General features: G+C 63.9%; 19 protein-coding genes and 1 riboswitch. Of the genes, 11 read left to right on the top strand and 8 right to left on the bottom strand.

Annotated elements, in window-relative coordinates:
* Nucleotides 1–83: 83 nt before the first annotated feature.
* Nucleotides 84–1,253: a zinc-dependent alcohol dehydrogenase gene (locus ACZ5BM_RS12170; RefSeq protein ID WP_498908287.1), complete on the top strand. Its 1,170-nt coding sequence runs from the start codon at nucleotides 84–86 to the stop codon at nucleotides 1,251–1,253.
* A gap of 625 nt (nucleotides 1,254–1,878) precedes the next feature.
* Here ACZ5BM_RS12170 and ACZ5BM_RS12165 read toward each other — a convergent pair.
* On the bottom strand, nucleotides 1,879–2,187 hold the full coding sequence (locus ACZ5BM_RS12165) for a hypothetical protein (RefSeq protein ID WP_498908286.1): 309 nt from the start codon (nucleotides 2,185–2,187) through the stop codon (nucleotides 1,879–1,881).
* Nucleotides 2,188–2,478: 291 nt separating this feature from the next.
* Between ACZ5BM_RS12165 and ACZ5BM_RS12160 the strand changes: the two genes are divergently transcribed.
* Nucleotides 2,479–4,107, top strand: a complete 1,629-nt coding sequence (locus ACZ5BM_RS12160) for a S10 family peptidase (protein WP_498908285.1) — start codon at nucleotides 2,479–2,481, stop codon at nucleotides 4,105–4,107.
* Between the two features lie 5 nt (nucleotides 4,108–4,112).
* Here the strand turns inward: ACZ5BM_RS12160 and ACZ5BM_RS12155 are convergent, their stop codons facing one another.
* From ACZ5BM_RS12155 to ACZ5BM_RS12145, 3 genes are all read right to left on the bottom strand, one after another.
* On the bottom strand, nucleotides 4,113–5,873 hold the full coding sequence (locus tag ACZ5BM_RS12155; RefSeq protein WP_498908283.1) for an autotransporter outer membrane beta-barrel domain-containing protein: 1,761 nt from the start codon (nucleotides 5,871–5,873) through the stop codon (nucleotides 4,113–4,115).
* Between the two features lie 230 nt (nucleotides 5,874–6,103).
* Entirely contained in the window at nucleotides 6,104–6,319 is a 216-nt protein-coding gene (locus ACZ5BM_RS12150; protein ID WP_498908281.1) for a hypothetical protein, read from the bottom strand.
* 387 nt (nucleotides 6,320–6,706) lie between these two features.
* Complete coding sequence (locus ACZ5BM_RS12145) at nucleotides 6,707–7,861, bottom strand: ATP-grasp domain-containing protein (RefSeq protein WP_498908279.1); 1,155 nt, start codon at nucleotides 7,859–7,861, stop codon at nucleotides 6,707–6,709.
* A 107-nt stretch (nucleotides 7,862–7,968) separates the two neighbouring features.
* Between ACZ5BM_RS12145 and ACZ5BM_RS12140 the strand changes: the two genes are divergently transcribed.
* From ACZ5BM_RS12140 to ACZ5BM_RS12125, 4 genes are all read left to right on the top strand, one after another.
* Nucleotides 7,969–8,298: a putative quinol monooxygenase gene (locus ACZ5BM_RS12140; protein WP_498908277.1), complete on the top strand. Its 330-nt coding sequence runs from the start codon at nucleotides 7,969–7,971 to the stop codon at nucleotides 8,296–8,298.
* The gene (locus ACZ5BM_RS12135) at nucleotides 8,298–10,283 is read left to right on the top strand and encodes a CocE/NonD family hydrolase (protein ID WP_498908276.1); all 1,986 of its coding nucleotides are present in this window, start codon (nucleotides 8,298–8,300) and stop codon (nucleotides 10,281–10,283) included. The genes ACZ5BM_RS12140 and ACZ5BM_RS12135 overlap by 1 nt, the downstream gene beginning before the upstream one ends.
* A 70-nt stretch (nucleotides 10,284–10,353) precedes the next feature.
* Nucleotides 10,354–10,417, top strand: a riboswitch (Fluoride riboswitch).
* 27 nt (nucleotides 10,418–10,444) lie between these two features.
* Nucleotides 10,445–10,876, top strand: coding sequence for a CrcB family protein (gene crcB, locus ACZ5BM_RS12130; RefSeq protein WP_498908275.1), 432 nt, complete (start codon nucleotides 10,445–10,447; stop codon nucleotides 10,874–10,876).
* Nucleotides 10,877–11,002: 126 nt separating this feature from the next.
* Complete coding sequence (locus tag ACZ5BM_RS12125; protein WP_498908274.1) at nucleotides 11,003–11,764, top strand: hypothetical protein; 762 nt, start codon at nucleotides 11,003–11,005, stop codon at nucleotides 11,762–11,764.
* Nucleotides 11,765–11,803: 39 nt separating this feature from the next.
* Here ACZ5BM_RS12125 and ACZ5BM_RS12120 read toward each other — a convergent pair whose 3' ends face one another.
* Nucleotides 11,804–14,284, bottom strand: coding sequence for a TonB-dependent receptor plug domain-containing protein (locus tag ACZ5BM_RS12120; protein ID WP_498908273.1), 2,481 nt, complete (start codon nucleotides 14,282–14,284; stop codon nucleotides 11,804–11,806).
* 367 nt (nucleotides 14,285–14,651) lie between these two features.
* On the opposite strand from ACZ5BM_RS12120, the gene wrbA reads away from it, so the two are divergent.
* The 4 genes from wrbA to ACZ5BM_RS12100 all read left to right on the top strand — a co-directional run bounded on the left by wrbA (nucleotide 14,652) and on the right by ACZ5BM_RS12100 (nucleotide 17,224).
* Nucleotides 14,652–15,251 (top strand): NAD(P)H:quinone oxidoreductase, encoded by a 600-nt coding sequence (gene wrbA, locus ACZ5BM_RS12115; RefSeq protein ID WP_498908272.1) that lies wholly within the window; start codon nucleotides 14,652–14,654, stop codon nucleotides 15,249–15,251.
* 26 nt (nucleotides 15,252–15,277) lie between these two features.
* Nucleotides 15,278–15,904: a YceI family protein gene (locus ACZ5BM_RS12110; protein ID WP_498908271.1), complete on the top strand. Its 627-nt coding sequence runs from the start codon at nucleotides 15,278–15,280 to the stop codon at nucleotides 15,902–15,904.
* A gap of 15 nt (nucleotides 15,905–15,919) precedes the next feature.
* Nucleotides 15,920–16,123 carry a hypothetical protein gene (locus ACZ5BM_RS12105; protein ID WP_498908270.1) on the top strand — a complete coding sequence of 68 codons (204 nt, stop codon included), beginning with the start codon at nucleotides 15,920–15,922 and terminating at the stop codon, nucleotides 16,121–16,123.
* A gap of 117 nt (nucleotides 16,124–16,240) precedes the next feature.
* The gene (locus tag ACZ5BM_RS12100) at nucleotides 16,241–17,224 is read left to right on the top strand and encodes a sulfotransferase (RefSeq protein WP_498908269.1); all 984 of its coding nucleotides are present in this window, start codon (nucleotides 16,241–16,243) and stop codon (nucleotides 17,222–17,224) included.
* 9 nt (nucleotides 17,225–17,233) lie between these two features.
* Here ACZ5BM_RS12100 and ACZ5BM_RS12095 read toward each other — a convergent pair whose 3' ends face one another.
* A complete protein-coding gene (locus ACZ5BM_RS12095; protein WP_498908268.1) occupies nucleotides 17,234–18,532 on the bottom strand; it encodes a leucine-rich repeat-containing protein kinase family protein in 1,299 nt (432 codons plus the stop codon).
* A gap of 94 nt (nucleotides 18,533–18,626) precedes the next feature.
* Nucleotides 18,627–20,201 (bottom strand): 2-isopropylmalate synthase, encoded by a 1,575-nt coding sequence (locus tag ACZ5BM_RS12090; protein WP_498908267.1) that lies wholly within the window; start codon nucleotides 20,199–20,201, stop codon nucleotides 18,627–18,629.
* 413 nt (nucleotides 20,202–20,614) lie between these two features.
* On the opposite strand from ACZ5BM_RS12090, the gene ACZ5BM_RS12085 reads away from it, so the two are divergent.
* Nucleotides 20,615–21,196: a glycine zipper family protein gene (locus ACZ5BM_RS12085; protein ID WP_498908265.1), complete on the top strand. Its 582-nt coding sequence runs from the start codon at nucleotides 20,615–20,617 to the stop codon at nucleotides 21,194–21,196.
* A 4-nt stretch (nucleotides 21,197–21,200) separates the two neighbouring features.
* On the opposite strand, the gene ACZ5BM_RS12080 is transcribed toward ACZ5BM_RS12085, so the two are convergent.
* Nucleotides 21,201–21,914 (bottom strand): CerR family C-terminal domain-containing protein, encoded by a 714-nt coding sequence (locus ACZ5BM_RS12080; RefSeq protein ID WP_498908264.1) that lies wholly within the window; start codon nucleotides 21,912–21,914, stop codon nucleotides 21,201–21,203.
* Nucleotides 21,915–21,939: the final 25 nt, after the last annotated feature.

The following is a 21,939-nucleotide window of genomic DNA, read 5'->3' as shown; positions in this document are numbered from 1 at the left end:
TGTATCTTCCCGGAACTTGGCATTCCGTATACGGTGGTTCGCGTCAAAGGGCGCTGGCGGCCGAGCGGAAAAGGACCTTTAAAATGCGCGCACTTTGCTGGAATGGGAAGAACGATATTCGCTGTGAAACGGTGCCTGATCCCATCATCCAGGATGGTCGAGATGTCATCCTGCGTGTGACGGCCTGCGCCATTTGCGGCTCCGACCTGCATTTGATGGACGGGCAGATGCCGACGATGGAACGCGGCGATGTCCTTGGCCACGAGTTCATGGGCGAGGTCGTCGAGGTCGGCAGTCCGGATCATGTTCTGAAGAAAGGCGACCGCGTGGTCGTGCCATTCAACATCAACTGTGGCGAATGCCGGATGTGCCGCATGGGCAACTGGGCGTCGTGCCTTCGCTCCAACCCGAACGGAGAGATGGCGGCGCAACAGTTCGGCTACCCCACCGCCGGCTTGTTCGGCTATTCGCATCTGACCGGCGGTTTCGCCGGTGGGCAGGCCGAATACGTGCGGGTACCGATGGCCGACGTCGGTCCGATGAAGGTGCCGGACGGCATGTCGGATGAACAGGCCTTGTTCCTGTCCGATATTCTGCCAACCGGCTGGCAGGCGGCCGCCTATTGCGACCTCAAGGGCGGAGAGAAGGTCGCGATCTGGGGTGCCGGTCCGGTTGGGCTGTTCGCGATCAAGTCCGCTGCCGTGATGGGGGCTGAGATCGTCATCGCGGTCGAGATGGTGAGCGAGCGCCAATCGCTTGCTCGTCTGGCCGGCGCGACGCATGTGATCGATCCGTCGACGGACGACGTTCTGGAACGGATCAAGGAGATCACGAACGGCGAGGGGCCTGATGCCGTGATCGATTGCGTCGGCATGGAATCAGACGGTCATCATGGTCTTCTCGGCGCGATCAGCACGATCCAGGAAAAGCTGACCTCGACACAGCGCCCGTTCGCTTTGCAACAGATGATCCAGGCCGTGCGCAACAGCGGGATCGTTTCCGTGCCGGGCGTGTATGGCGGACCTGTCCCGGTGAACATGGGTGCGGTGGTCCAGAAAGGGCTGACCATTCGTTCTGGTCAGACACACGTGAAACGCTGGCTCGATACATTGGCGGACCACATACAGTCCGGCACGATCGACCCGACCTTCTTGATCACGCACCGTTCGAGCGATCTCGAACAAGGACCTGATCTCTACGAGACCTTCCGCGACAAGCAGGACGGTTGTGTGAAGGTGGTGTTTCATCTCTAGGGGGTTATTATGCACTCTACATGAATAGAGCGGCACTTCTGAGCATGTATGCGATGGCATGGAAGTTCGCGCGTATCGTCGCGTAGCGCTCGTGGTTCTTGACCAGATTTCGGCGGCGCGTGGCGCAGGCGAAGGATGGCTTCACGGCCCACCGTCGCTGTAGTAGCGCAGAACCCCGCTCTGCTTTTGGCAACCGGACCACATGCGGGGCGATATCCTCGGCTTTGGCGGCGCCGGAAGCCGCCTTTCCGATGTCGCCCTGATCGACGTAGACCGGCGTCTCAGTATTCTAGTCGCATACCAGATATCGACTGCATGATGTTTCACCGCTGGAAAACGGCATCGAGACGAGGGACAGACGGATCGGCACAAGAACATTTTCTGTCAGCTTGTCGCCGTAACACGGATATTCGCATTGTCCTGTTCCCGTTTCGTCAACGCGGCAGCTACAATCCATGCGATACGTTCGGCAGAACCGGTGCTGAACCCTGATCGGGAATGGACTGGCATGCTTCGGCGCGTGCGAGAGGCGTGTGTCACGAGACATTCGCCGCCGACGATGCCGAAGCCGCTATCCGGATCAGTCCAAGTCCCTAGCCGGGAAAGACGGAGAACCCTCTGCCTATCACGGTGTTCCGGTGAAATCGATGCCGGTTCCCATGAATGCAAGACCTTCGTTTTTGTAGGCCGACGGCGGCTCAGGAATGAGCGAGCCTGTGGGCACACTGGGTTTGTTCTTGATTGCGGCATCGGCCTGCGGCCGGATGGTGAACGGTATTTTGTCGTTCAATGCGACGGCCTGAAGGTATGTATCACCGGTCAGGTCAGGCACCTTGGTGTGGCATTCTGCCATGGCCGTCGCGAGCGGCACGCCTCCCTGCCGGTTGAGGCAGGATACGTCCCGGCCCGCCACCGGGCCAGGAGGGTCGGACATCGGCGAACATGCCGCCAAGGCCAATAGAATAAGACAACATATCGTGGACCGCATAGCCGTTCACCGTCTACGCGTTTCTCGGTAACCATAATTGAGCGGCCACGATATCACATCGAAACAGAAACAATTTATCACATCATCGCCAGCGCTTTGCCGCATGATCGGGTCGCACGCCGCATTCCGCCTGCGTGAACCATTCGAAGCGGTCTTGCCTGGCTTGGTTCGGGCAGGAAGAATGACCGCTCTGTCATTCGGGAGCGGGCATTGTCGAGAAACGAGCTTATTCGGGGCGTGGCGTTGGCCTCGCTCTGCGTCTTTCTTCCCCTGGCCACAGCACGCGCCGACGATCCCGCTCCTCCCCCACCGCCGCCGCCAGCCAAGTCCGTCGCACCCAATTTCACGCCGAAGCAGGTTCTGTCGGACGGGTCGGTGACGGTTCGCGGCCAGAAGATCGACTATCAGGCCGCCTCCGGCACGCTGGTCGTGCATCCCAAGGGCTGGAACGACAGCGATTCCTCTGATGGAAAGAACCCGACCGCAGAAGCATCGATGTTCTATGTCGCCTATTTCAAGAAGGGCATGCACCCGGAGAACCGGCCGATCACTTTCGTGTACAATGGCGGCCCCGGCTCGGCGACGGTGTGGCTGCATATGGGCGCGCTCGGCCCGCGTCGTGTGGTGACGGCCAATGACACCCACACGGATGCGGCGCCCTACAAGCTGATCAACAATGACGACAGCCTGCTGGATGCGACCGATCTCGTGTTCATCGACGCACCCGGCACTGGGTTCGGTCGTATCGCCGGCAAGGACGCCAACAAGGAATTCTACGGCACCGATCCTGATGCCTACGCCTTCACGAACTTCATCAGCCAGTTCCTGACGCGCTACAACCGCTTCTCGTCGCCGAAATACCTGTTCGGCGAAAGCTACGGGACCACACGTTCCGCCATCCTCGCCAATGAGTTGGCAAGCGAGAAGCAGATCGACCTGAATGGCGTGATCCTGCTGTCGCAGATCCTTGATTACGACAACAGCGTCGACGAGCCGGAAAACAATCCCAGCGTCGACCAGCCCTACATCCTGGCGCTGCCGACCTATGCCGCCACCGCGTTCTACCATCATAAGCTGCCCGGAACGCCGCCCACCGATCTGCGCACCTTCCTGGACGAGGTGGAGCGGTTCGCTCTCGGCGACTACAACACCGCCCTGCAGCAGGGCACGGCGCTGAGCGACGCGGATCGCGATCGCGTCGCCGAGAAGCTCTACCAATATACGGGAATTCCGGTCTCCTACTGGAAGAAGGCCCGGCTCCGTGTGAATGGCGGCGAGTTCGCGCAGACTCTGCTGGGCGCCGACAGCATGGATACGGGACGCCTGGACAGCCGCTTCACTGGGTTCGCCATCGATCCGCTTTCGCAGCGCCCGGAATACGATCCGATGAACGCGTCGATGGCCTCGGCCTATCTGTCGACCTTCAACGATTATGTCCGACGCGTGCTGCATTACGACGATGCCGGCCCGACCGGAGGCGATTTCCTGGAATACAAGGCCAGCGCCAACAACATCCGCGAATGGGCGTTCAAGCACCAACTCCCGCACGTCATGCGCGCCAGCAACGGGGCTCCGAACGTTCTTCCCGACCTGGCGGCGGCGATGATCACAAACCCGAAGCTGCATGTGCAGCTCAACCAGGGCTTCTTCGATCTCGGCACACCTTATTTCGAAGGCGTGTTCGAGATGCGGCATCTGCCGATCCCCGCTAGCCTGGCCGGCAATGTGGAGATCAAACAGTATCAGTCCGGTCACATGGTCTACGCGAACCAACAGGCCCTGCACGAGTTGCACGATAATGCCACCGATTTCATCCGTCGGACGGACGATGAGTCCGGCATATCGGCATCTCCGTTCGGAAAATAGGCTCTTTACCTGACCGTGATAATCTCCGCGTGGGCGGTGCAGTCAATATTTGCTGTATTGCCCGCCGGAAATCCAACGACGACTTCCGGCGCGTTGTTCTGCGTGTCGGCGGTGATACCAATCTGCCATGGCGCAGCGCCTGACGTCGGCTGAATATCTGTCGTCGTTGAAGAGCTCATAAGCTTGAGAGTTCCATTAACAGCTAAAAACGTTCCCTTTATGATCCAGGAGCTGGTGTCTTGCCCGTTCTGACACATGACGTCGGCTGTCACCTTCGCACCACCGGTGGTGATGACGCCGATGTTGTTCGAGGCGCTTTCCGCAAGCCCGTTCGGTGTCAGCGCTACGACACCGCTGGATGCATAGACAGACAGAGACTCCTCAGTCACCGCGTGATTGCCTGATGAGTTAGCCGTACCATAGCTGATGGCGTTCGCGGCGGAGACGCTTCCAGCGCTCACCACCCCGGATGCCGTCAGCTTGGAGAAATTGGTTGGTTCATCGACGTTGAATGCGCTGTTAGCTCCAGTTCCACCAACGTGTAGGGATCCACTCGAGTCGGTCGTCAGAACTGTTTGATTGCCATGGCTTGTCGGAAAGAAGACGGAACCGTTCACCTGCAAGTTCGCGGCCTGGACGGTTCCATCAACGTCAAGGCTTCCCGGAGCACCTCCGCTCCGACCGATATGCAGATGGCCTGCAGCATTCTGCTGCAAAAAGGGCGAAGGCCCGGTGCTCCCGCCGACGATCTCGAAATACAGGGCCCCGGCAGAGACTACGACATTCCCGCCAGAAAGGGTTAGTATGTGATTTGCGTCCGTTGCAATTTGTAGGCCGGCTCCGAAATCGGTGATGCTATCGCTGGCGCCGGTAGAACCGTTCGTGCCCGGGCCTGGCGACCAGAACAGCCCCTGACCATTGGTCGCTCCCCAGAAATTTCCGGACATCATTCGCACTGTTCCGGCGGTGATGTTGGAGTTGTAGACATCCAGACCGTAGGTATGCGTTCCGTTTGCTTTGAGAACCGTCGTGCTATTGCTGGCATCCAGAAATCCGGTATCCCGTACGACCGGGCCGGGTGCGATGGCAATGCCGTCGTTCCAAAGAGCGGTCTGGCTCCCACCAACTTGAGTGATGAAAACGGCAGGACCACCGGTGCCACCGCCGTTGAGCCCAGTAATCCATTGACCGATGAATTGAGGGCAGCTCGTGTCACCAATCCATGCGAGATCGGTCTTAGAGTTACAGGTAGCGAACCTGTTCAAGTCCCATTCTGCACCCGCGATGCCGCCCATACCCGGTTCGGCCGTCACGACGGCATTCAGCCCCCACAAATTACTATGCGAGCTACGCTGATCGCCGCCGATATAGACAACAACCTTGTCCGTCCCCGAGCCTCCGGCAGCGGAAGACGCTGGCGCGCCTCCACCAGTGTCCGTATTCGCCATATTGAAAGAGTAGCCATAGGTTTCTGCGGCCGTGGCTGCTTGCGCACCGAGGCAGGACTGCGCAAGCACATAGACCTGATTAACCTGATGGCATGGAAGCGATGCTATCGGGAGCAATCCATACTGACCGCCGTTCGGATCAATGTTAATGGTATCAAAGGTATGGAGCGAAGCCAGAAGAGCGTTCCCGCTGCCATCTATGGCGAAGGCCGGGGCCGCAACACCCAGATTGACTGACGTCGCTTTCACGTTTTGTGCCAGACACACCGACATCGGATTGGCTAGAAAGGCCACCGTCAAGAATGCAGTGATTCTCATCGCAACACCTCCCGCTACACCCAGCGTTACGCCAGAGTGTTACGAACGATGAAGGACAGCAGATCCGGTTCGGACCCGCAACATCTTTATGTCGCAGTGTTGTGCGCTAGAGTGCGACCAAAACGGGCTCGCTGACTTTGGCATGCGACGTCATCAGAACGTTGAAAAACAAACAAAAGGGCGCCACCCCGAAGGGTGGCGCCCGTTCCGGTCATTCGGCCGTGTCGAACTCAATCGGCGGAGCCGGCCGCCAGCGTGTCGACGCTGAAATGGCCGCACCAGTCCTTGGAGGACACGACGGGCCATAGGCCATGCGTGTCAGCGCTCGGCTGCGACACCGGCGGGTTGAAGCGGCACAGGCCTTCGTCGGCCTGCGGCTTGGCGACATGATCGTCGAAGAACTTGCACTTGGTGCAGGCGACGTCGTGGCTCTGGGTGGCGGACATGGGGATGCCTCCGGTTGGGCGGAACGACCGTGCTTTCGCCTGCCGAACCGCGCTGCGTTTGCTGATGGAGCGCACCATAAGCGCAATCGTTCCCCTGTTCCAAGTCAAGAAATGTCGATTTTTTCGTTTATACTTGGTCATTGCGACTGAATTGCATCTTGAGTCTTGCGAATGCGTTGCAAGTTCGCTTGCAGTTGAGAACGCGTCTCACAGGCGCTCGCAGTCCGGACGGGAGAACCGGAGCCGAAGAAATGACCGACGCTGCACGGCTCCGGCTCGTCTGCTCGTCCTGTGCGAACCGCTTCATGGTCGGTCGGAACGCCGAACCGGCGGCGATTTTGAGACGAAAGAAGACTTGCGAATTACTTGCACATGCAAGTGTCGCGGTCAGGTGGCGACACTCGACCGGCCGCTCCTGCGATCGATCATCGCATTCACGGCGGAAACGATCCGCGCGATCGCCGGGGCCTTGCCAGGAAACAGGTCCGGCGGGTCGCGGTCGTGCACCAGCATGGCGGTTTCCACCTCGAACACCAGCAATCTGCCGTCCTGCAACACGGCGCAATCCAGCCCGGCATAATCGAGATCGATCCTGCGTCCCAGCGCCCGGACTGCTGCGAAGGCACGGGCTCCCATGACAGCGCGCGGATCGCGCAGGAACCGCTCCTCTTCCGCGCGTCGTTCGGCGCTCAGCTCCATGCGGGCATTGTAGTACCAGACTGCCCAGTCGTCGTGGATCGCCAGATGCACCGAGAACGGCTCCCGGTCCACGAAGGCCAGTCTGAACTTGCGGAACAGCCCGTCCGGGCTGCGGTAATCGGTGAAAGGTGCTGCAAACAAGGACGAGTCCGGCGCCATCTTGTCCAGATACGCTGCCAGCGCGGCCCGGTCATCGATCCGCATCAAACCGATCCCGGCGTGGGAGCCCGCCGGACGCAGGATCGCCGGAAAAGGCGGGGGCCGGTCCCTGAGCTCGGTTGCGCTGACTCGCGCTTGGCGCGGCACCACGCAGTCTTCGAGACCGGTCAGAAGCGCGCACGCCCCGTCCCGCGACAGGCCGGCGATGGCCGCGCCGCTGTTGAGGGTGGGCAGGCCGATCTCGCGGGCGATCCGGTCTGCATCCAGCAGCAGGGCATGCCGGCCGGACTCCTCGCCCATCGCCACGAACACGCAATCCGCCGGCGGCAAAGGCGGCAGAGGCAGACCCGGCCGGTTGATCCATAGCGTATGGAGCAGCGTGCTCTCGTCCAGCAGCATGGATAGAGGCAGGTTGGCCTGGAAATCGCCCGTCGCCGCCAGAGCCAGGACGGTACGTTCCGGCGGAGGCGCGTCCGGCCGTCTCGGCCGTGTCTGCACCGGATCGAGCGCGACCGCCTCTGCCAGATGGCTCAGCGCCGCCGCCGGGTCTCCGCAGATCTGGCAGACTTCCCAAAGCAGATAATGCGCCTGAGCGCGCACGCCGCGATCCGCCAGGGACGGGTCGGCCAGCAAGCGTTCGATCCGGCGTCTGGTCTCGGCGGGAGCGACAGTATCGTTCGACATGAGCGCAGGATCGCACGCGAAACTGAATGAAAAGTAAAACCGGCCCCCTCGCCTCGTCCGCCCTGCCGCCCTAGGGTCGCCGCGCCGAAATCTCGAAAGGGAACCCCATGCCTGCGACCGAAACGACCGCCAAAACCCTCGTGATCTGGGCCGAGTTCGCCGTGCCGGCGGACAAGAAGGCCGAGTTCCTGCGCGAATGCGCGGCCGACGCGCGCGATTCGGTCGCCAACGAGCCCGGCTGCAGCCAGTTCGACGTTCTCGTGGACGAGAACGGCGCCGACACGGTCACCTTGTTCGAGGTCTACCAAGACGCCGCGGCGTTCGAGACGCATCTCACCATGCCGCATTATGCGACCTTCGCCGCCGCGGTCGAGCGTCTCCAGCTCACTCCGCCGAACGTCCGCCGCCTGCTGCGCGCGCACAAGGGCGGCAACTGATGGCGCGTGCCGCCCGCCCTGCGACGCCGTTGCGTCGCACGCTCCTGCTCGCCACCGGGCTGCTGGCGGGCGGCACGCTCGGCGCGCAAGCCCGCTCCGCCACGCCCACCGCCGCCGATCCGCTGACCGTCCAGACCGGCAGCGACATTCCCGCGCATGTGTCGATCCCCGATCCGGGCGCCGACTACATCAAGCGCGAGGCGATGATCCCGATGCGCGACGGGGTGAAGCTGTTCACCGTAATCGTCATCCCAAAGAACGCACACGACGCACCGATCCTGCTGACGCGCACGCCCTACAACGCCGCCAAGCGCGCGACCCGCAACAACAGTCCCTCCATGCTGGCACTGCTGCCGCAAGGCGATTCCGGCTTCGTGAAGGCCGGCTATATCCGCGTGTTCCAGGACGTGCGCGGCAAGTACGGCTCGCAAGGCGATTACGTCATGACCCGTCCGCCAATCGGGCCACTCAATCCGAGCAAGACTGACGACACCACCGATGCCTGGGACACGATCGACTGGCTGGTGAGGAACACGCCGGAAAGCAACGGCCGCGTCGGCATGCTCGGCTCTTCCTACGAAGGCTGGACCGTGGTGATGGCGCTGTTGCACCCGCACCCCGCGCTGAAGGCCGCATCGCCGGAAAGCCCGATGGTGGATGGCTGGATGGGCGACGACTGGTTCCATTACGGCGCCTTCCGCCAGCCGGGCCTCGACTACTTCACCGACCAGATGACCGTGCGCGGCGAAGGCGAGTCGATCCCGCGCGCAGGCTACGACGACTACGACAATTTCCTGCGCGCGGGCTCGACCGGCGCCTTCGCCACGGCGCATGGTCTCGACCAGTTGCCGTTCTGGCAGCGCATGAAGGCGCATCCCGCCTGGGACGCGTTCTGGCAGGGCCAGGCGCTCGACCATCTGGTCGCCGAACACCCGTCCGACGTGCCGACGCTTTGGGAACAAGGCTTGTGGGACCAGGAGGATATGTGGGGGGCGATCCATTCCTGGGAGGCTCTGCGTGCCGGCGGCAAGGGCGGAAACAACATTCTGGTGATGGGCCCGTGGCGGCACAGCCAGGTGAACTACGACGGCTCCAGCCTGGGCCGCCTGAACTGGAACGGCGACACGGCGCTCCAATACCGCCAGCAGATCCTGGTGCCGTTCTTCAACCAGTATCTGAAGCCCGGTTCGCCCAAGGCGGACGTTCCCGCCGCCGCCTTCATCTACAATACCGGCGAGAATCACTGGGATCGGTTCGCGACATGGCCGCTCGCCTGCGACAAAGGCTGCGCGGCACCGATGACGCCGCTTTATCTCGCGGCCAATCATGGCCTGTCGTTCAACAAGCCTGATGCCGATGCTGGCGTGGACAGCTACGTGTCCGATCCTGCCAAGCCGGTCCCGTATCTGACGCGTCCGGTCTCGTTCGCCGACAGCGCGCGCTGGAAACCGTGGCTCACCACAGATCAACGCGAATTCGCCACCCGTCCCGACATGCTGGTGTATGAGACACCGGTTCTCACGACGCCGGTTCGCATTTCCGGCCAGCCGCAGGCCGATCTGTTCGCGGCCACGACAGGGACGGATGCGGATTGGGTGGTGAAGCTGATCGACGTGCAGCCGGATACGGTGGCGGACGATCCGTCCATGGGCGGCTACGAACTGCCGATCTCCATGGACATCTTCCGCGGCCGCTATCGCACCGATTTCGCCCATCCCTCGGCGATCCCGGCCAACCAGGTGGAGCGCTACCGCTTCACCCTGCCGCCCACCAACCATGTGTTCCAGCCCGGGCACCGGATCATGGTGCAGATCCAGTCGAGCTGGTTCCCACTCTACGATCGCAATCCGCAGCGCTTCGTGCCGAACATCTTCGATGCCAAGCCGTCGGACTATCAGATCGCGACCATGCGCATCTCTCACCAGGGCACGGAAGCCAGCGCCGTCTGGCTGCCGCTGGTGAAGACGGCCGACACCGCCCACTGAACCGCGAGGGCCGATCCGTCTTCCGGCGGATCGGCCCTAGCTTGTTGCCAGGCCGGCGATGTTCCATGTTCACGCCGATGGGGATGGGGTTCCCCGACAACCGCCCGGCCCGGGCTGATGACTCCTGTTCGGTCCCGTTCGCCGGAGCACAGGAAACCCGCATGTCCTTCTTCACCTGCCTGCTGATCGCGCTCGGCGGCGCTCTCGGCACGATCGCCCGCTATCTGGTGTCCGTCGCCACCAAGCCGATCAGCCAGGGAATCCCCTGGGGCACGATCGGCATCAACGTATCGGGCTCCTTCGTGATCGGTCTGTTCGGCACGCTCACCTTGGCCAATGGCCGCTTTCCGGTCAGCGAGAATACCCGCCTGTTCGTGATGATCGGGCTCTGCGGCGGCTATACCACGTTCTCGTCTTTCAGCCTGCAGACGCTCGATCTTCTGCGCAACGGGGCGATGCTACGCGCCTCGGTGAACGTGATCGGATCGGTGATCCTGTGCGTTCTCGCCGTCAGTGTCGGGCATCTGATTGCGGCGCAGCTCAACGGACATGCAGTGCGTATCGCCCAGGCCTCCATCGAAGAGCGCGGCTGAGCCACAGGCGGAAGGAGCGGAACCCGCTCTCGCCTCGCCGGTTTCGGTTCGATGACGCAATCGAACCCGCTGCCCGTCCTGCCGACGGTATTCCAGTCCTAGCGCCTTCTCTGGCGGCATCGTCTGTTGCACGCCAAGGCGATCTGGCCGCCGGTCGTGTTCCTGGTCGCAGCGGAATTTCTGTATCATCGGATCTTCGGCAATGCCGACAGCGTCGATGCACGCTGGCAGGCCTTGCTGGCGCATCCCTGGTGGATGCCGGCTCTGGCGGCGATCTGCTGGCTCGCCGGACTTAAGTTCCTGCTGTCGTTCTCGATCTCCTGGCGGCGCCATCTGCTGCTGCGCGAGCGTTTCGACCCGTTCTTCTTCAAGGCGCCGTTCTGGAAATATCTCGGCCTGTTGCTGCTGACCTATGCGTGGGTTCTCGCCCTGTCTTCAATGGCCGTTTTCATCAGCGCTCTGATCGGACCGGCAATGACACACGGCTCGAAGACCGGGATGGCAATCTGGTTCGGCATGTCGATGCTGCTGGCAGGCTGTGTGATCCTGTGGGGCATCGCGCGACAGGTTCCGTTCTTCACCGCGCTCTGCCTCGATCCGCCGCATCCGGCCTGGCGCGACAGCGTGACGGCGATGCGCGGACAGGTGCTGCGTTATCTCGCCATCTTCATCCTGGCGATGCTGCCGGTGATCCTCGCCAATGCGGCACTCGACGAAATCCTGAAGCTCGTCGATGCGGACAAGCAGTTCACCCCGGTGGCGCTCGGCGAATCCGCCTTTCGTCAGGCGATGCTGTTCGTTCATTTCTCGCTGGGCGCATCGATCGGAGCCCTGGTCTTCGTCGATCGGTTCGCGCCGCTGCCCAACGAGATCGCGACGATTTCATAACGAAGAAGGGGTGCGGATCGCTCCGCACCCCCGCCCCCGTCAGAAGGTCAGATTGACCCGGCCGTAGTAGAATCCACCGGTGATCGGCACCTGCGCCGAGCTGGCGGCGTAGTACTGCGCGCCGAGATAGGCGTTCTCGAGCGGCTCGCGACGCGGGCGGATATTGAAGATGTTGTTGGCGCCCACGGCCACGTGCCAACGCGCGTTGAGCTGGTCGCCCACTTCGAGATCGGTCAGCCAGCGCGGCGTGTTCTTGAACTCGTTCCACTGCGTATTGGAATATTGCAGCGCCTTCGGCGCCTGATCCTCGTAGGTCAGCAGAGAAGTGGTCTGGCCATAGCGCGTCTGACGCAGGTTCACGTCGAACGTGCCGATCTTCCAGAACGAGTTCAGGATCAGCTTGGAGCGCGGCGTGGCGGTGGTGAGATAGGCCACCTCCTGCGGATTGATGAAGAGACCGCCTTGCTGGTTGGTGTTGATGTGGGTGATGCGGGTGCGGTTCAGATCGAGCCCGGCGGTCCAGGTGACGGTGCCCCAGCCGCGATTGCGGAAATCGCTGAAGTAGTTCGCGTTGAAGTCCAGGCCCTGCGTGCGGGTGCTGGCGGCGTTGGCCAGGAAGTCGGCCGACACGTTGGCCGGCACCAGACCGCCCGGAAGCGTGGCGCCGGTCGCGGCGATCGCGGCCAGCGCGGCGGGTCCGCGCACCGAGCCCGCTGCGGCGATGCGGTCGCGGATGTTGATCTGATACACGTCGGTGGTCAGCGTCAGGTTCTTGACCGGCGTCCAGACCAGACCGCCGCTGGCGTTGGTGGAGTATTCGGGGTTGAGCGACTGCGCGCCGATCCCGCGCGCGGCCGCGGAGTTCGACGCCAGAATGCCGCTGGCGCCGTTCGCCGAAACGTTGAGCGAGCTGTAATGCTCTTCCGCCAGCGTCGGCGCGCGCGTGCCGGTGCTGATGGTGCCGCGCACCGCGAAATGCGGCGTGAAGTCGTAGCGGCTCGAGATCTTGCCGTTATAGGTGTTGCCGAAATCGGTGTAGTGCTCGAAGCGGCCGGCAACGTCGATATCCCATTGCTTGACCGGATGGATGTCCTGATCGAGATAGGCCGACCACACGTCGCGGGTCCAGCGGCCGGCATTGGCCGGCAACAGGCCGGCAAACCCCTGCGCGCCACCGAGCGCGTAGGAGCCGTAATCCCCGGCGCCCAGCTCGTAGACGTCGACGCGCTCCGCCGCGCCGAACGCGGTGTTCATGCGCGCGCCACCCAGCGTGTAGGCATGGGAGACGTCGAGGTCGTTGGTCCACTGCGCGGTGGTCTGCGTCTGCGCGTCGAACGTGGTCTGCGACCAGCCGTTCTTCTTGTAGAGCCCGGTATTGGCGCTGTTCTTGGTGCCGATCGCGGTCTCGTCCTGACCGTAGGTGGTGCTCAGATCGACGCGGAACCCAGCCAGATCGGGCGCGCGAACGCCGATGGTGGAGGCGAAATCGTTTTCCTCGTTGGTCTCCAGCGGCGAATAGCCCCACGGATACAGAGCCGGCAGGCTGGTCGGCAGGCGATAGTTCTCGTACGCCTCGGTGTGACGGTGCATGTAGGTGACGTTGCCGTAGCCTTCGACGCCGCCGAACAGGTTGGGCAGCAGCGTGCTGCCGAAGGTCAGCGCCAGGCTCTCGCGGGTTTCTTCCGGCGTGCTGAGGACATGGTTGTCGTCCTTGCCGGTGCGCGTGTCGATCTCCGGCTGCACCGAATGGTCGGCGTGGTAGATCTGGCCGCTCAGATGCAGATAACCATCCTGGCCGAAGGAGATTCCGCCATCGTTGTCGAGCTGATACTGCCAGCCATCGCCGTTATAGGCGTTGGCACCGGTATAGGCAGTCGCGTTGTCGCCGTGATCGGTCTTCTTGAGGATGATGTTGACCACGCCGGCGATGGCGTCCGAACCGTACTGCGCGGCGGCGCCGTCGCGCAGAATCTCGATATGGTCGATGGCACCGGTCGGGATCGCATTCAGATCGACCGGGGTGGCGCCCTGCTCCGGACCGGAATCGGCGGTGATGTTGGAGGTCTGGTGGCGACGCTTGCCATCCACCAGCACCAGAACGTCGTTCGGGTTCAGGCCGCGCAAACGGATCGCGCTCACCAGCGCCGCGGTGTCGTTGCCGTAGGCCTTCTGATTCACCGACGGGTTCGAGCGCACCAATGCGTCGGCAAGGTTGGCCTGCCCGGTGCGGCGCAACGTGCCGGCGGTGATCACGTCGATCGGGCTGGTGCTGTTGCGGGCCTTGGTGCCGAGCGAGCGCGTGCCGGTGACGATCACCTGTTCCTCGCTGGATGCCGCCGGCTTGGCGGCAGCGGCGCGAATCGGCTTCTTCGGAGCGGTCTGTGCCGGAACGGCCGCCAACGCACCGTTCGCGGCCGTCATGATCAGAGTGCCGCCCAGAGCAAGCGGCGTGGTGGCAACCAAGAGCGCGCGCAGCGTCACGGCAGTACGAAGGGACCGTTTCGCGATCGGTTCGGGCATGGACACTCTCGTTCGGCGGCAGCCTGCCAGGAAGGTGCCTGGTCAAACAGCCTATATGGCTCACTAGAAATCGTGAAGTCTGAATTTCACGAATTCCCGCTGCAGGACGGGAGCGGTGTGATACCGGCTGATCGTTTCTTGATCAATATGTGACCATCTCTCCATTCTCGATTGGCACCTGCCTGCGTCTTAGGCGCAACGGTGGGTTAGGTCGTGAAGCGCAGCCCGCACTCAGCGCAGATGGAAACGATGGTTTTCCATCAGTTCCATTTGTTGGCGGATGAGAGAAGCCTACTGTCGAGGCGACGAAAGGGTTGCATCCGCGGCATCCGGCCGAACGAAGCGCCCGACCGAACGGAGCAAGCTCATGGCAAAAGTCCTGGTGCTGTACTATTCCAGCTACGGCCATATCGAAACCATGGCGGAAGCCGTGGCGGAGGGCGCTCGCAAGGCCGGCGCCGAGGTGGACATCAAGCGCGTGCCTGAACTGGTTCCCGATGCGGTCGCGCGCTCGAGCCATTTCAAGATGGAGCAGAGCGCGCCGATCGCCGAGCCGGGCGATCTGGCCCATTACGATGCCATCATCGTCGGTACCGGCACGCGCTTCGGCCGCATCTCGTCACAGATGGCGAATTTCTGGGACCGCACCGGCGGGCTTTGGGCGAGTGGAGCCTTGGTCGGCAAGGTGGGCGCTGCCTTCACGTCCACGGCCAGCCAGCACGGTGGCCAGGAAACCACGCTGTTCTCCATCCTGACCAATCTGCTGCATCACGGACTGGTGGTGACCGGACTGCCTTACAGCTTCGCAGGCCAACTCGGCGTCGACACGGTGATGGGCGGTACCCCTTATGGTGCCAGCACCCTCGCCGGCGCGGACGGGTCTCGTGCGGTGAGCGATGTAGAGAAGGACGGTGCGCGCTTCCTGGGCGAGCATGTCGCGACGCTCGCCGGCAAGCTGTCCACCTGACCTTTCCCTTTCAAGGATTCAAATTCATGAAGTCGTTCGCGATCGCCGCAGGCCTCGTCGCCGGCACTCTTTTGGCCCCCGGCCTCGGTCTTCACACCGCCTCCGCCCAGGACGCGACGCATGTGCCGGCACAGGTAAAGGACGGCACCTTCCAGGTGGAGCCGGGACACACCCAGATCGGGTTCACCCTGATGCATCTGGGCTTCTCGTACTACTCCGGCGTCTTCTCAGGCGTGAGCGGCACGCTCGTGCTCGACAAGGCCGACGCGTCGCGCGACAGGCTCGATGTCACCATTCCTGTGGACAGCGTGCTGACCACCAGCACCAAGCTGGACGGCGAGCTGAAGGGCGCGGACTGGTTCGATACCGCCCGCTTCCCGACCGCGCATTTCGTATCCAGCAAAGTGACGCGGACCGGCAAGGATACGGCCACCGTCGCCGGCACCCTGACCCTGCACGGCGTGTCGCAGCCCGAAACCCTTTCCGTCCGGTTCGTCGGCGCGGGAATCAATCCGCTCGACAAGAAATACACCGTCGGTTTTGCCGCCACCGGCGAGATCAGCCGCAGTGCGTTCGGCGTGAAGACTTATGTTCCGCTGGTCGGAGACGATGTTAAGCTGACCATCGCCGGCGCATTCGAGCGCCAGGACTGAACAGGAAGCTCGCTCATGAAACGGATCTCGGTCGCCGTCGGTCTTTGCCTCGCTTTGTCCGCCCCGCTCGCCACCCTGGCGCCGGCGATGGCGGCACCGTGCCGCGATGCCAAGGGCAAGTTCGTGACTTGCCCGGCACCGGCAGCAAAGAAGCAGCCTTGCCGGGACGCGAAGGGCAAGTTCACCGCTTGCCCGGCCGGGACCGCCGCGCCGAAGTAAAGTCCATCATTCCGGGCGTTTGCGTCGTAACATTTCGAGCGCCCGGAATCGATTGTTAGGCCGAAATATCGATTATATAACAGTCATAATCGCATATCGGTATTGAGTTTCTGCTTCATGGATTTGCTGAACAAGGGCGTCATGCATCTCCATGAGGGAGAAAAAGACGCCGTCGTCGACGCGGATGCGCCGCGCACTCTGATCATCTCCGGGGTGGCTCGATCGGGCACCAGCATGGTCGCCCGTGTTCTTCTCGCCGCCGGCGTCTATCTCGGCGACAATCTCGATGACGTCGTGTTCGAGGACAGTGCCGTCGCGCTGATGCTGGAAAGCGGCTCCTACCAGCCAAGCGTGCTGTCCGGCCTGTTGAAAAAGCGGAATGCACGTCATCCGGTCTGGGGCTTCAAACGGCCGCATCTGCACCAGCAAGGCCAGGACCTGATCCGACAGTTCCGAAACCCGCATCTGATCCTGACGGTGCGCGACCCGGTCGCCATCGCCGAACGCAACGCGCTCTCCGAGCAGCTCGAAGCGACGAGCGCCCTAGAAGATGCGGCGTCCGACCTGCACGATCTGATCCGATACGCTGCATCGGCCGCGTGTCCGGTGCTGCTGGTGAGCTACGAAAAAGCCATCTCGATGCCGGAGACGTTCATCCGGCAACTCTTCTCGTTCTGCGGGCTGGAGCTTCCCAAGTCGAAAAGGAAGCTCGCCGCTCTAGCAAAGCTCGTGGAGCCGAACCGCCCTGCCTATGTCGATACGGCGAAACGCGAATTCGAAGGCTACGTGGACCGGATCGAAGGCACCATCCTGTCCGGCTGGGCCCGCCAGAAGCACATGCCGCATCCGGTTCCGGTGACCATCCTGCGCGATGGCGTGGCCGTCGCGGAAGCGATGGCCAACCATCTGCGACCCGACCTGCTGGCGTCTGCCATCGGCGACGGGTGCCACGGCTTCGAGATCGACCTTTCCGGCATGGGGTTCGAGCCGTCGAGCCGCGTCGCCGTACGCATCGGCAGGCGGAGTTTCTCCCTGGTCAACAGCGGCAGCACGGTCTCCGAACTCGGCGGCCAGCCATCGCCGTTCAGCACGACCCGGTAGACGAGCGGGTCAACCCGCCAAATCCTGAAGCCCAAGCCCGAGAGAAGCGAAGCTCGGTCTTTGGTCGGCGACCGGGTTCGTACAGGCATCGAGCAAACCCTGCAGAGGCACGGTATCGGCGCATCGGTCCAGCAATTCGCCGGCCAGGATCGCCCAGGCCAGCACATCCATGCCTTCCAGTGCCCGGCGCAACGTTCCGGATGGCGGCAAAGAGGCGCTGGCACCGAAATCGCTCAAAACGGCCTCGCCGCGAGAGCCGTCCCAAAGCGTATTGTGCGCGTAGAGATCGCCATGCGACAGGCCGGCCGTATGCAGATGCGCGCCAGCACAGGCCACGGCATGGACCAGACGCAGCACCGCCTCGGCGGTGAACGTCGAACCCGGCGCATAGACGTCGCGCGTGCAACTCTCCAGGCTCGGCGGCCCCGCCAGAGCCCGCCAGCCCTCCGGCAGCAGGCGCATCGCCAGCCCCTGCGCATCGTCCGGATGGCCGGTGATCCGGCCCAGACCGCCGGCGAGATGCGGATGGTCTCCGGCCAGGAGACACGCCTCCATCTCGCGTTCCGGCAGGCCGTCGCTGGTCATGGCGCCCCGGAACAGCTTCACCGCGACCGGGCGCGATTCGGTGCCGTCCTGCCAGTCGGCGTGGAACACGCGGCCCGACGCGCCTTCGCCCAGAAGCCCGGACAGCGACAGGCGCTCCCACGGAATGGTGCGCGCATCCTGGGCGCGAACGGCATCCATCGGGTTCCCTGCCCAGGCCAGCCAGGCCATGCGCGGCAGATCGCCGATCCAGGGCGGCAAAGCCTCGAACCGGTTTGCCGACAGACGCAGCAGCTCCAGCGAAGGTGCACCGGCCAGGCTGTCCGGCAGTCGGGAAAGCTGGTTGCCGGACAGCATCAGTTTCTGCAGCAGCGGCCGCTCGCCGATCGCACGCGGCAGATCATGCAGGGAATTCCCCGTCACGGTCAGCCAACGCAGTTTCGGCGGCAGCGATTCCGCCGGAATCTCCCGCAATCCGGCATCGCGAAACCCGACCTGACCGAGCCCGGGGCAATCGCCCAACGCCGGGGGTAACCGCTCGAAGCGATTGCCGGAACAGAACAGCACGCGCAGACGATGCAGACGGCCGAGATCGTCCGGCAGCGCGGACAGCGCGTTGTTGCTGAGGTCCAGCACCTCCAGCGTGTCCGCCAGCCCCATGATCTCCGGCGGGAACTCCCGCAGGCCGTCGCGCAAGGTCAGCGTGCGCGCCCCGGCCAGATCGCCGCGACGAAGGGCAGCCAGGGTGGGGTCGGTCGCGGTCATCGCGCATGATCTCCCGCGCGGACGGCCTGCGCAAACCGTCCGATGCCGATGATCGCCTGGACTGGGCGCGGCCGGAACCGCGCCCATCCCGGTCTCAGGCGGAGAGCGCTTCCGGCTCGGTACGGGCGCGCTTCACCAGCAGCTTGTTCAGCGCATGCACGTAGGCGCGCACGGCGGACACGATGGTGTCGGTATCGGCACCCTGCCCGTCCACCATCTTGCCGTTCTCTTCCAGACGCACGGTGGTGCGTGCCTGCGCATCCGTCCCCTCGGTCACGGCGCCGACGGAGAACAGCACCAGCGTCGCCTCATGCGGGAACAGAGCGCGCACGGCGTTGAAGGCGGCATCCACCGGGCCGGTGCCGGTCACGTCGGCGGAGCGGGTCTCGCCGTCGATCTCCAGTTCCAGCTCCGCGCGGGACGGACGGCGCGAACCGCCGCTGATATCCAGCCCGATGAAGCGGATGCGGGCATGGTCGCGCTGCTCGTCATCCACCAGCGCCACCAGATCCTCGTCGTAGACCACCTTCTTGTGGTCGGCGAGGTGCTTGAAGCGCGCGAACGCATCCTGGATCTGGTTCTCGCCCAGATCGCCGTAGCCCAGAGCCGCCAGCTTGTCGCGGAAGGCGGCACGGCCGGAATGCTTGCCCAGAACCAGCGAGGATTTGGTCCAGCCGACGCTTTCCGGCGTCATGATCTCGTAGGTCTGCGCGTTCTTCAGCATGCCGTCCTGATGGATGCCGCTTTCATGCGCAAAGGCGTTGCGGCCGACGATCGCCTTGTTCGGCTGCACGTCAAAGCCGGTGATCTGCGCCAGCATGCGCGACAGCTTCAGCAGGTCGGTGGTGCGGATGTTGTTGGTGAACGGCATCACGTCCTGGCGCGTGCGCAGCGCCATGACGATCTCCTCCAGCGCCGCATTGCCGGCGCGCTCGCCGATGCCGTTGATGGTGCACTCGATCTGACGCACGCCGGCCTGGACCGAGGCCACCGTGTTGGCCACGGCCAGACCCAGATCGTTGTGGTTGTGCGCCGACAGGATCACCTCGTCGGCACCCGGCACGCGCTCGCGCACCATGCGGAAGATGCGGACCATGTCCTCCGGCGTGGCATAGCCCACCGTGTCGGGGATGTTGATGGTGGTGGCGCCGGCCTTGATGGCGGCTTCAACGCAGCGGCACAGGAAATCCGGCTCGGTGCGCGAACCGTCCTCGGCCGACCACTCCACGTCGTCGGTGAACTGGCGCGCGGCCTCGTTGCCCTTGGTGATCAGCTCCAGAACCGTTTCCGGCTCCATGCGCAGCTTGTACTTCATGTGCAGCGGCGAGGTGGAGATGAAGTTGTGGATGCGCGAGCGCTCTGCACCGCGGATCGCCTCGCCGGCGCGCTGGATGTCCTCGCGTCCGCCGGTGCGGGCCAGACCGCAGATCACCGGACCGCGCACCTGCTCGGCGATCTGCTTCACGCTGTCGAAATCGCCCGGGCTCGCGACGGGAAAGCCGGCTTCGATCACATCCACGCCCAGCTCGGCCAGAGCGTGCGCCATGCGCAGCTTCTCGGTGATGTTCATGGAGAAGCCGGGCGACTGCTCGCCGTCGCGCAGCGTGGTGTCGAAGATGATGACACGGTTGGAGTCGATACGGCCGAAGCTCGGATGGTCGATGCTCATGATGGCGTCCCGAATGGATCGGCGCCGCTGCCTCTCTGGGCGGGCGCGCGGAAATGGATTGTCCATGGGCCCTTCGCGGCGGGCCCGCTGATCGCTTCCCCTGAACGCGCCGCGACCGGGATCGGTCGAACGGCCACCCGCTCAGGGGCTGGGAAGTCGAAGGGACGCCGGAAGCGACGGGAAGGCCGCAAGACGGCCGAACGCACGCACAGCGAGGCTCGGCAGGGATGCGTGGCGGTTCATGGTCGGGCATCCTAGACACCCTTATCCGAAGCGCCAGTGTCAATCGGCAGGCGGAATGGAAAGCTGGTTTGTTCTCAGCGCATGGAATGCGGCCGGTGTTACCCTTTTGCCGCTCCCCGGGGCGTTCGGACCGGGATAGAAGACGGAACGTCGCCCGTTCGGAGCTCCCGATGCGCTCATTCGCCTTAACCGCCTGCCTGGCCGGTACCGTTCTCCTCTCGGCCTGCACGGTGGCGCCGCCGCCCGGTCCCAGCATTCTGGCGCAGCCCGGACCCGGCAAGACCGCGGCCCAGTTCGCAGCCGACGACGCGCATTGCCGCGCGCTCGCCACCCAGGCCAATGGCGGACTGACGCCCGCGCAGGCGGCCAATCGCAGCGGCGCAGGCAGTGCTGCCCTCGGCACCATCCTGGGCGCGGTCGCTGGCGTAGTGATCGGCGCCGCCGTCGGCGATCCGGGCATCGGCGCCGCGATCGGCGGCGGGTCCGGCCTGCTGCTCGGCGCCAGCGCCGGCACGAGCGCCGCCGCCAACTCCAATGCCGCGTTCCAGACCAACTACGACGCTGCCTATGCGCAGTGCACGCGGGCCAGCGGCAACCTGATCGCGATGCCGGCCATCGTCAGCTATTCCACCCCGGATGTCGCGGGTTCCTACGCACCCGGCCTGCTGGTGCCGATGCCGCCGCGCCCGCCGACCGTGGTGTATCCCGGCGCGCCGGTCCCGCTACCTCCGGCGCCGGCCTACGCCTACTGAGCCGCTAGACCTCCCGGGCTGGCCGCAATGCGGCCAGCGTGGCGCGGATCTGCTCGGCCGTGACCTGCTTGACCATCTCCAGGCGCTCGCCTGCGAGATCCGGCCATCCCAGCCGACGCTGCACCTCGATGCGGCCGACATGAAACGCCTTCACCGGCGCCATCAATGCCATGGTGCGGACACGCGTCAGCGGGTCGTCGGCTGACGCGCCGGTCGCGATCGCCACCATGCGCCGCGCTCGTTCGTTCAGCGCCACGCCGGTGGTCTCACGCATCCAGCTATAGGCCGGCAGCGTGCCTTCCTCGCCCAGCCCGCGCGCCATGAAGCGTGCGTTCGGCGCCGAAGCGTCTTTCGGCAGAAGCATGTCCATCAACGCGGTGGCCAGCGCCACGACCCCGTCCACCGCGGCGTCGGGATCGCCCGGCTGCACCGCATCCATGATCGCGAACACGGGGGCCAGCGTCGACAGCACCTCAGCGGCCAGCGACTCGGCACAGGCCTGGTGCAGCCCCTCCTTGCCCGCGAAATAATATTGCAGCGCTGGCGGGTTCACCCCTGCATCCTCGGCGATACGGCGCGTCGAGGCACGCTCGTAGCCATCGGCGGCGAAACGAGCGAGTGCGGCGACGACGATACGGGCCCGCACCTCCTCGCCCCGCGCATAGCCGCCGGCAGGAGGCCGACGCCTCGGCCCCTCCGCACGCATCGCACCGCTCATGACGGCATCCTCGGCCTTAATGTAT

This window comes from Lichenicola sp. GTC18331, from assembly GCF_055386855.1.
Note: the sequence above shows the minus strand (reverse complement) of the source record. Positions and strands in the feature narration are given on the sequence as shown.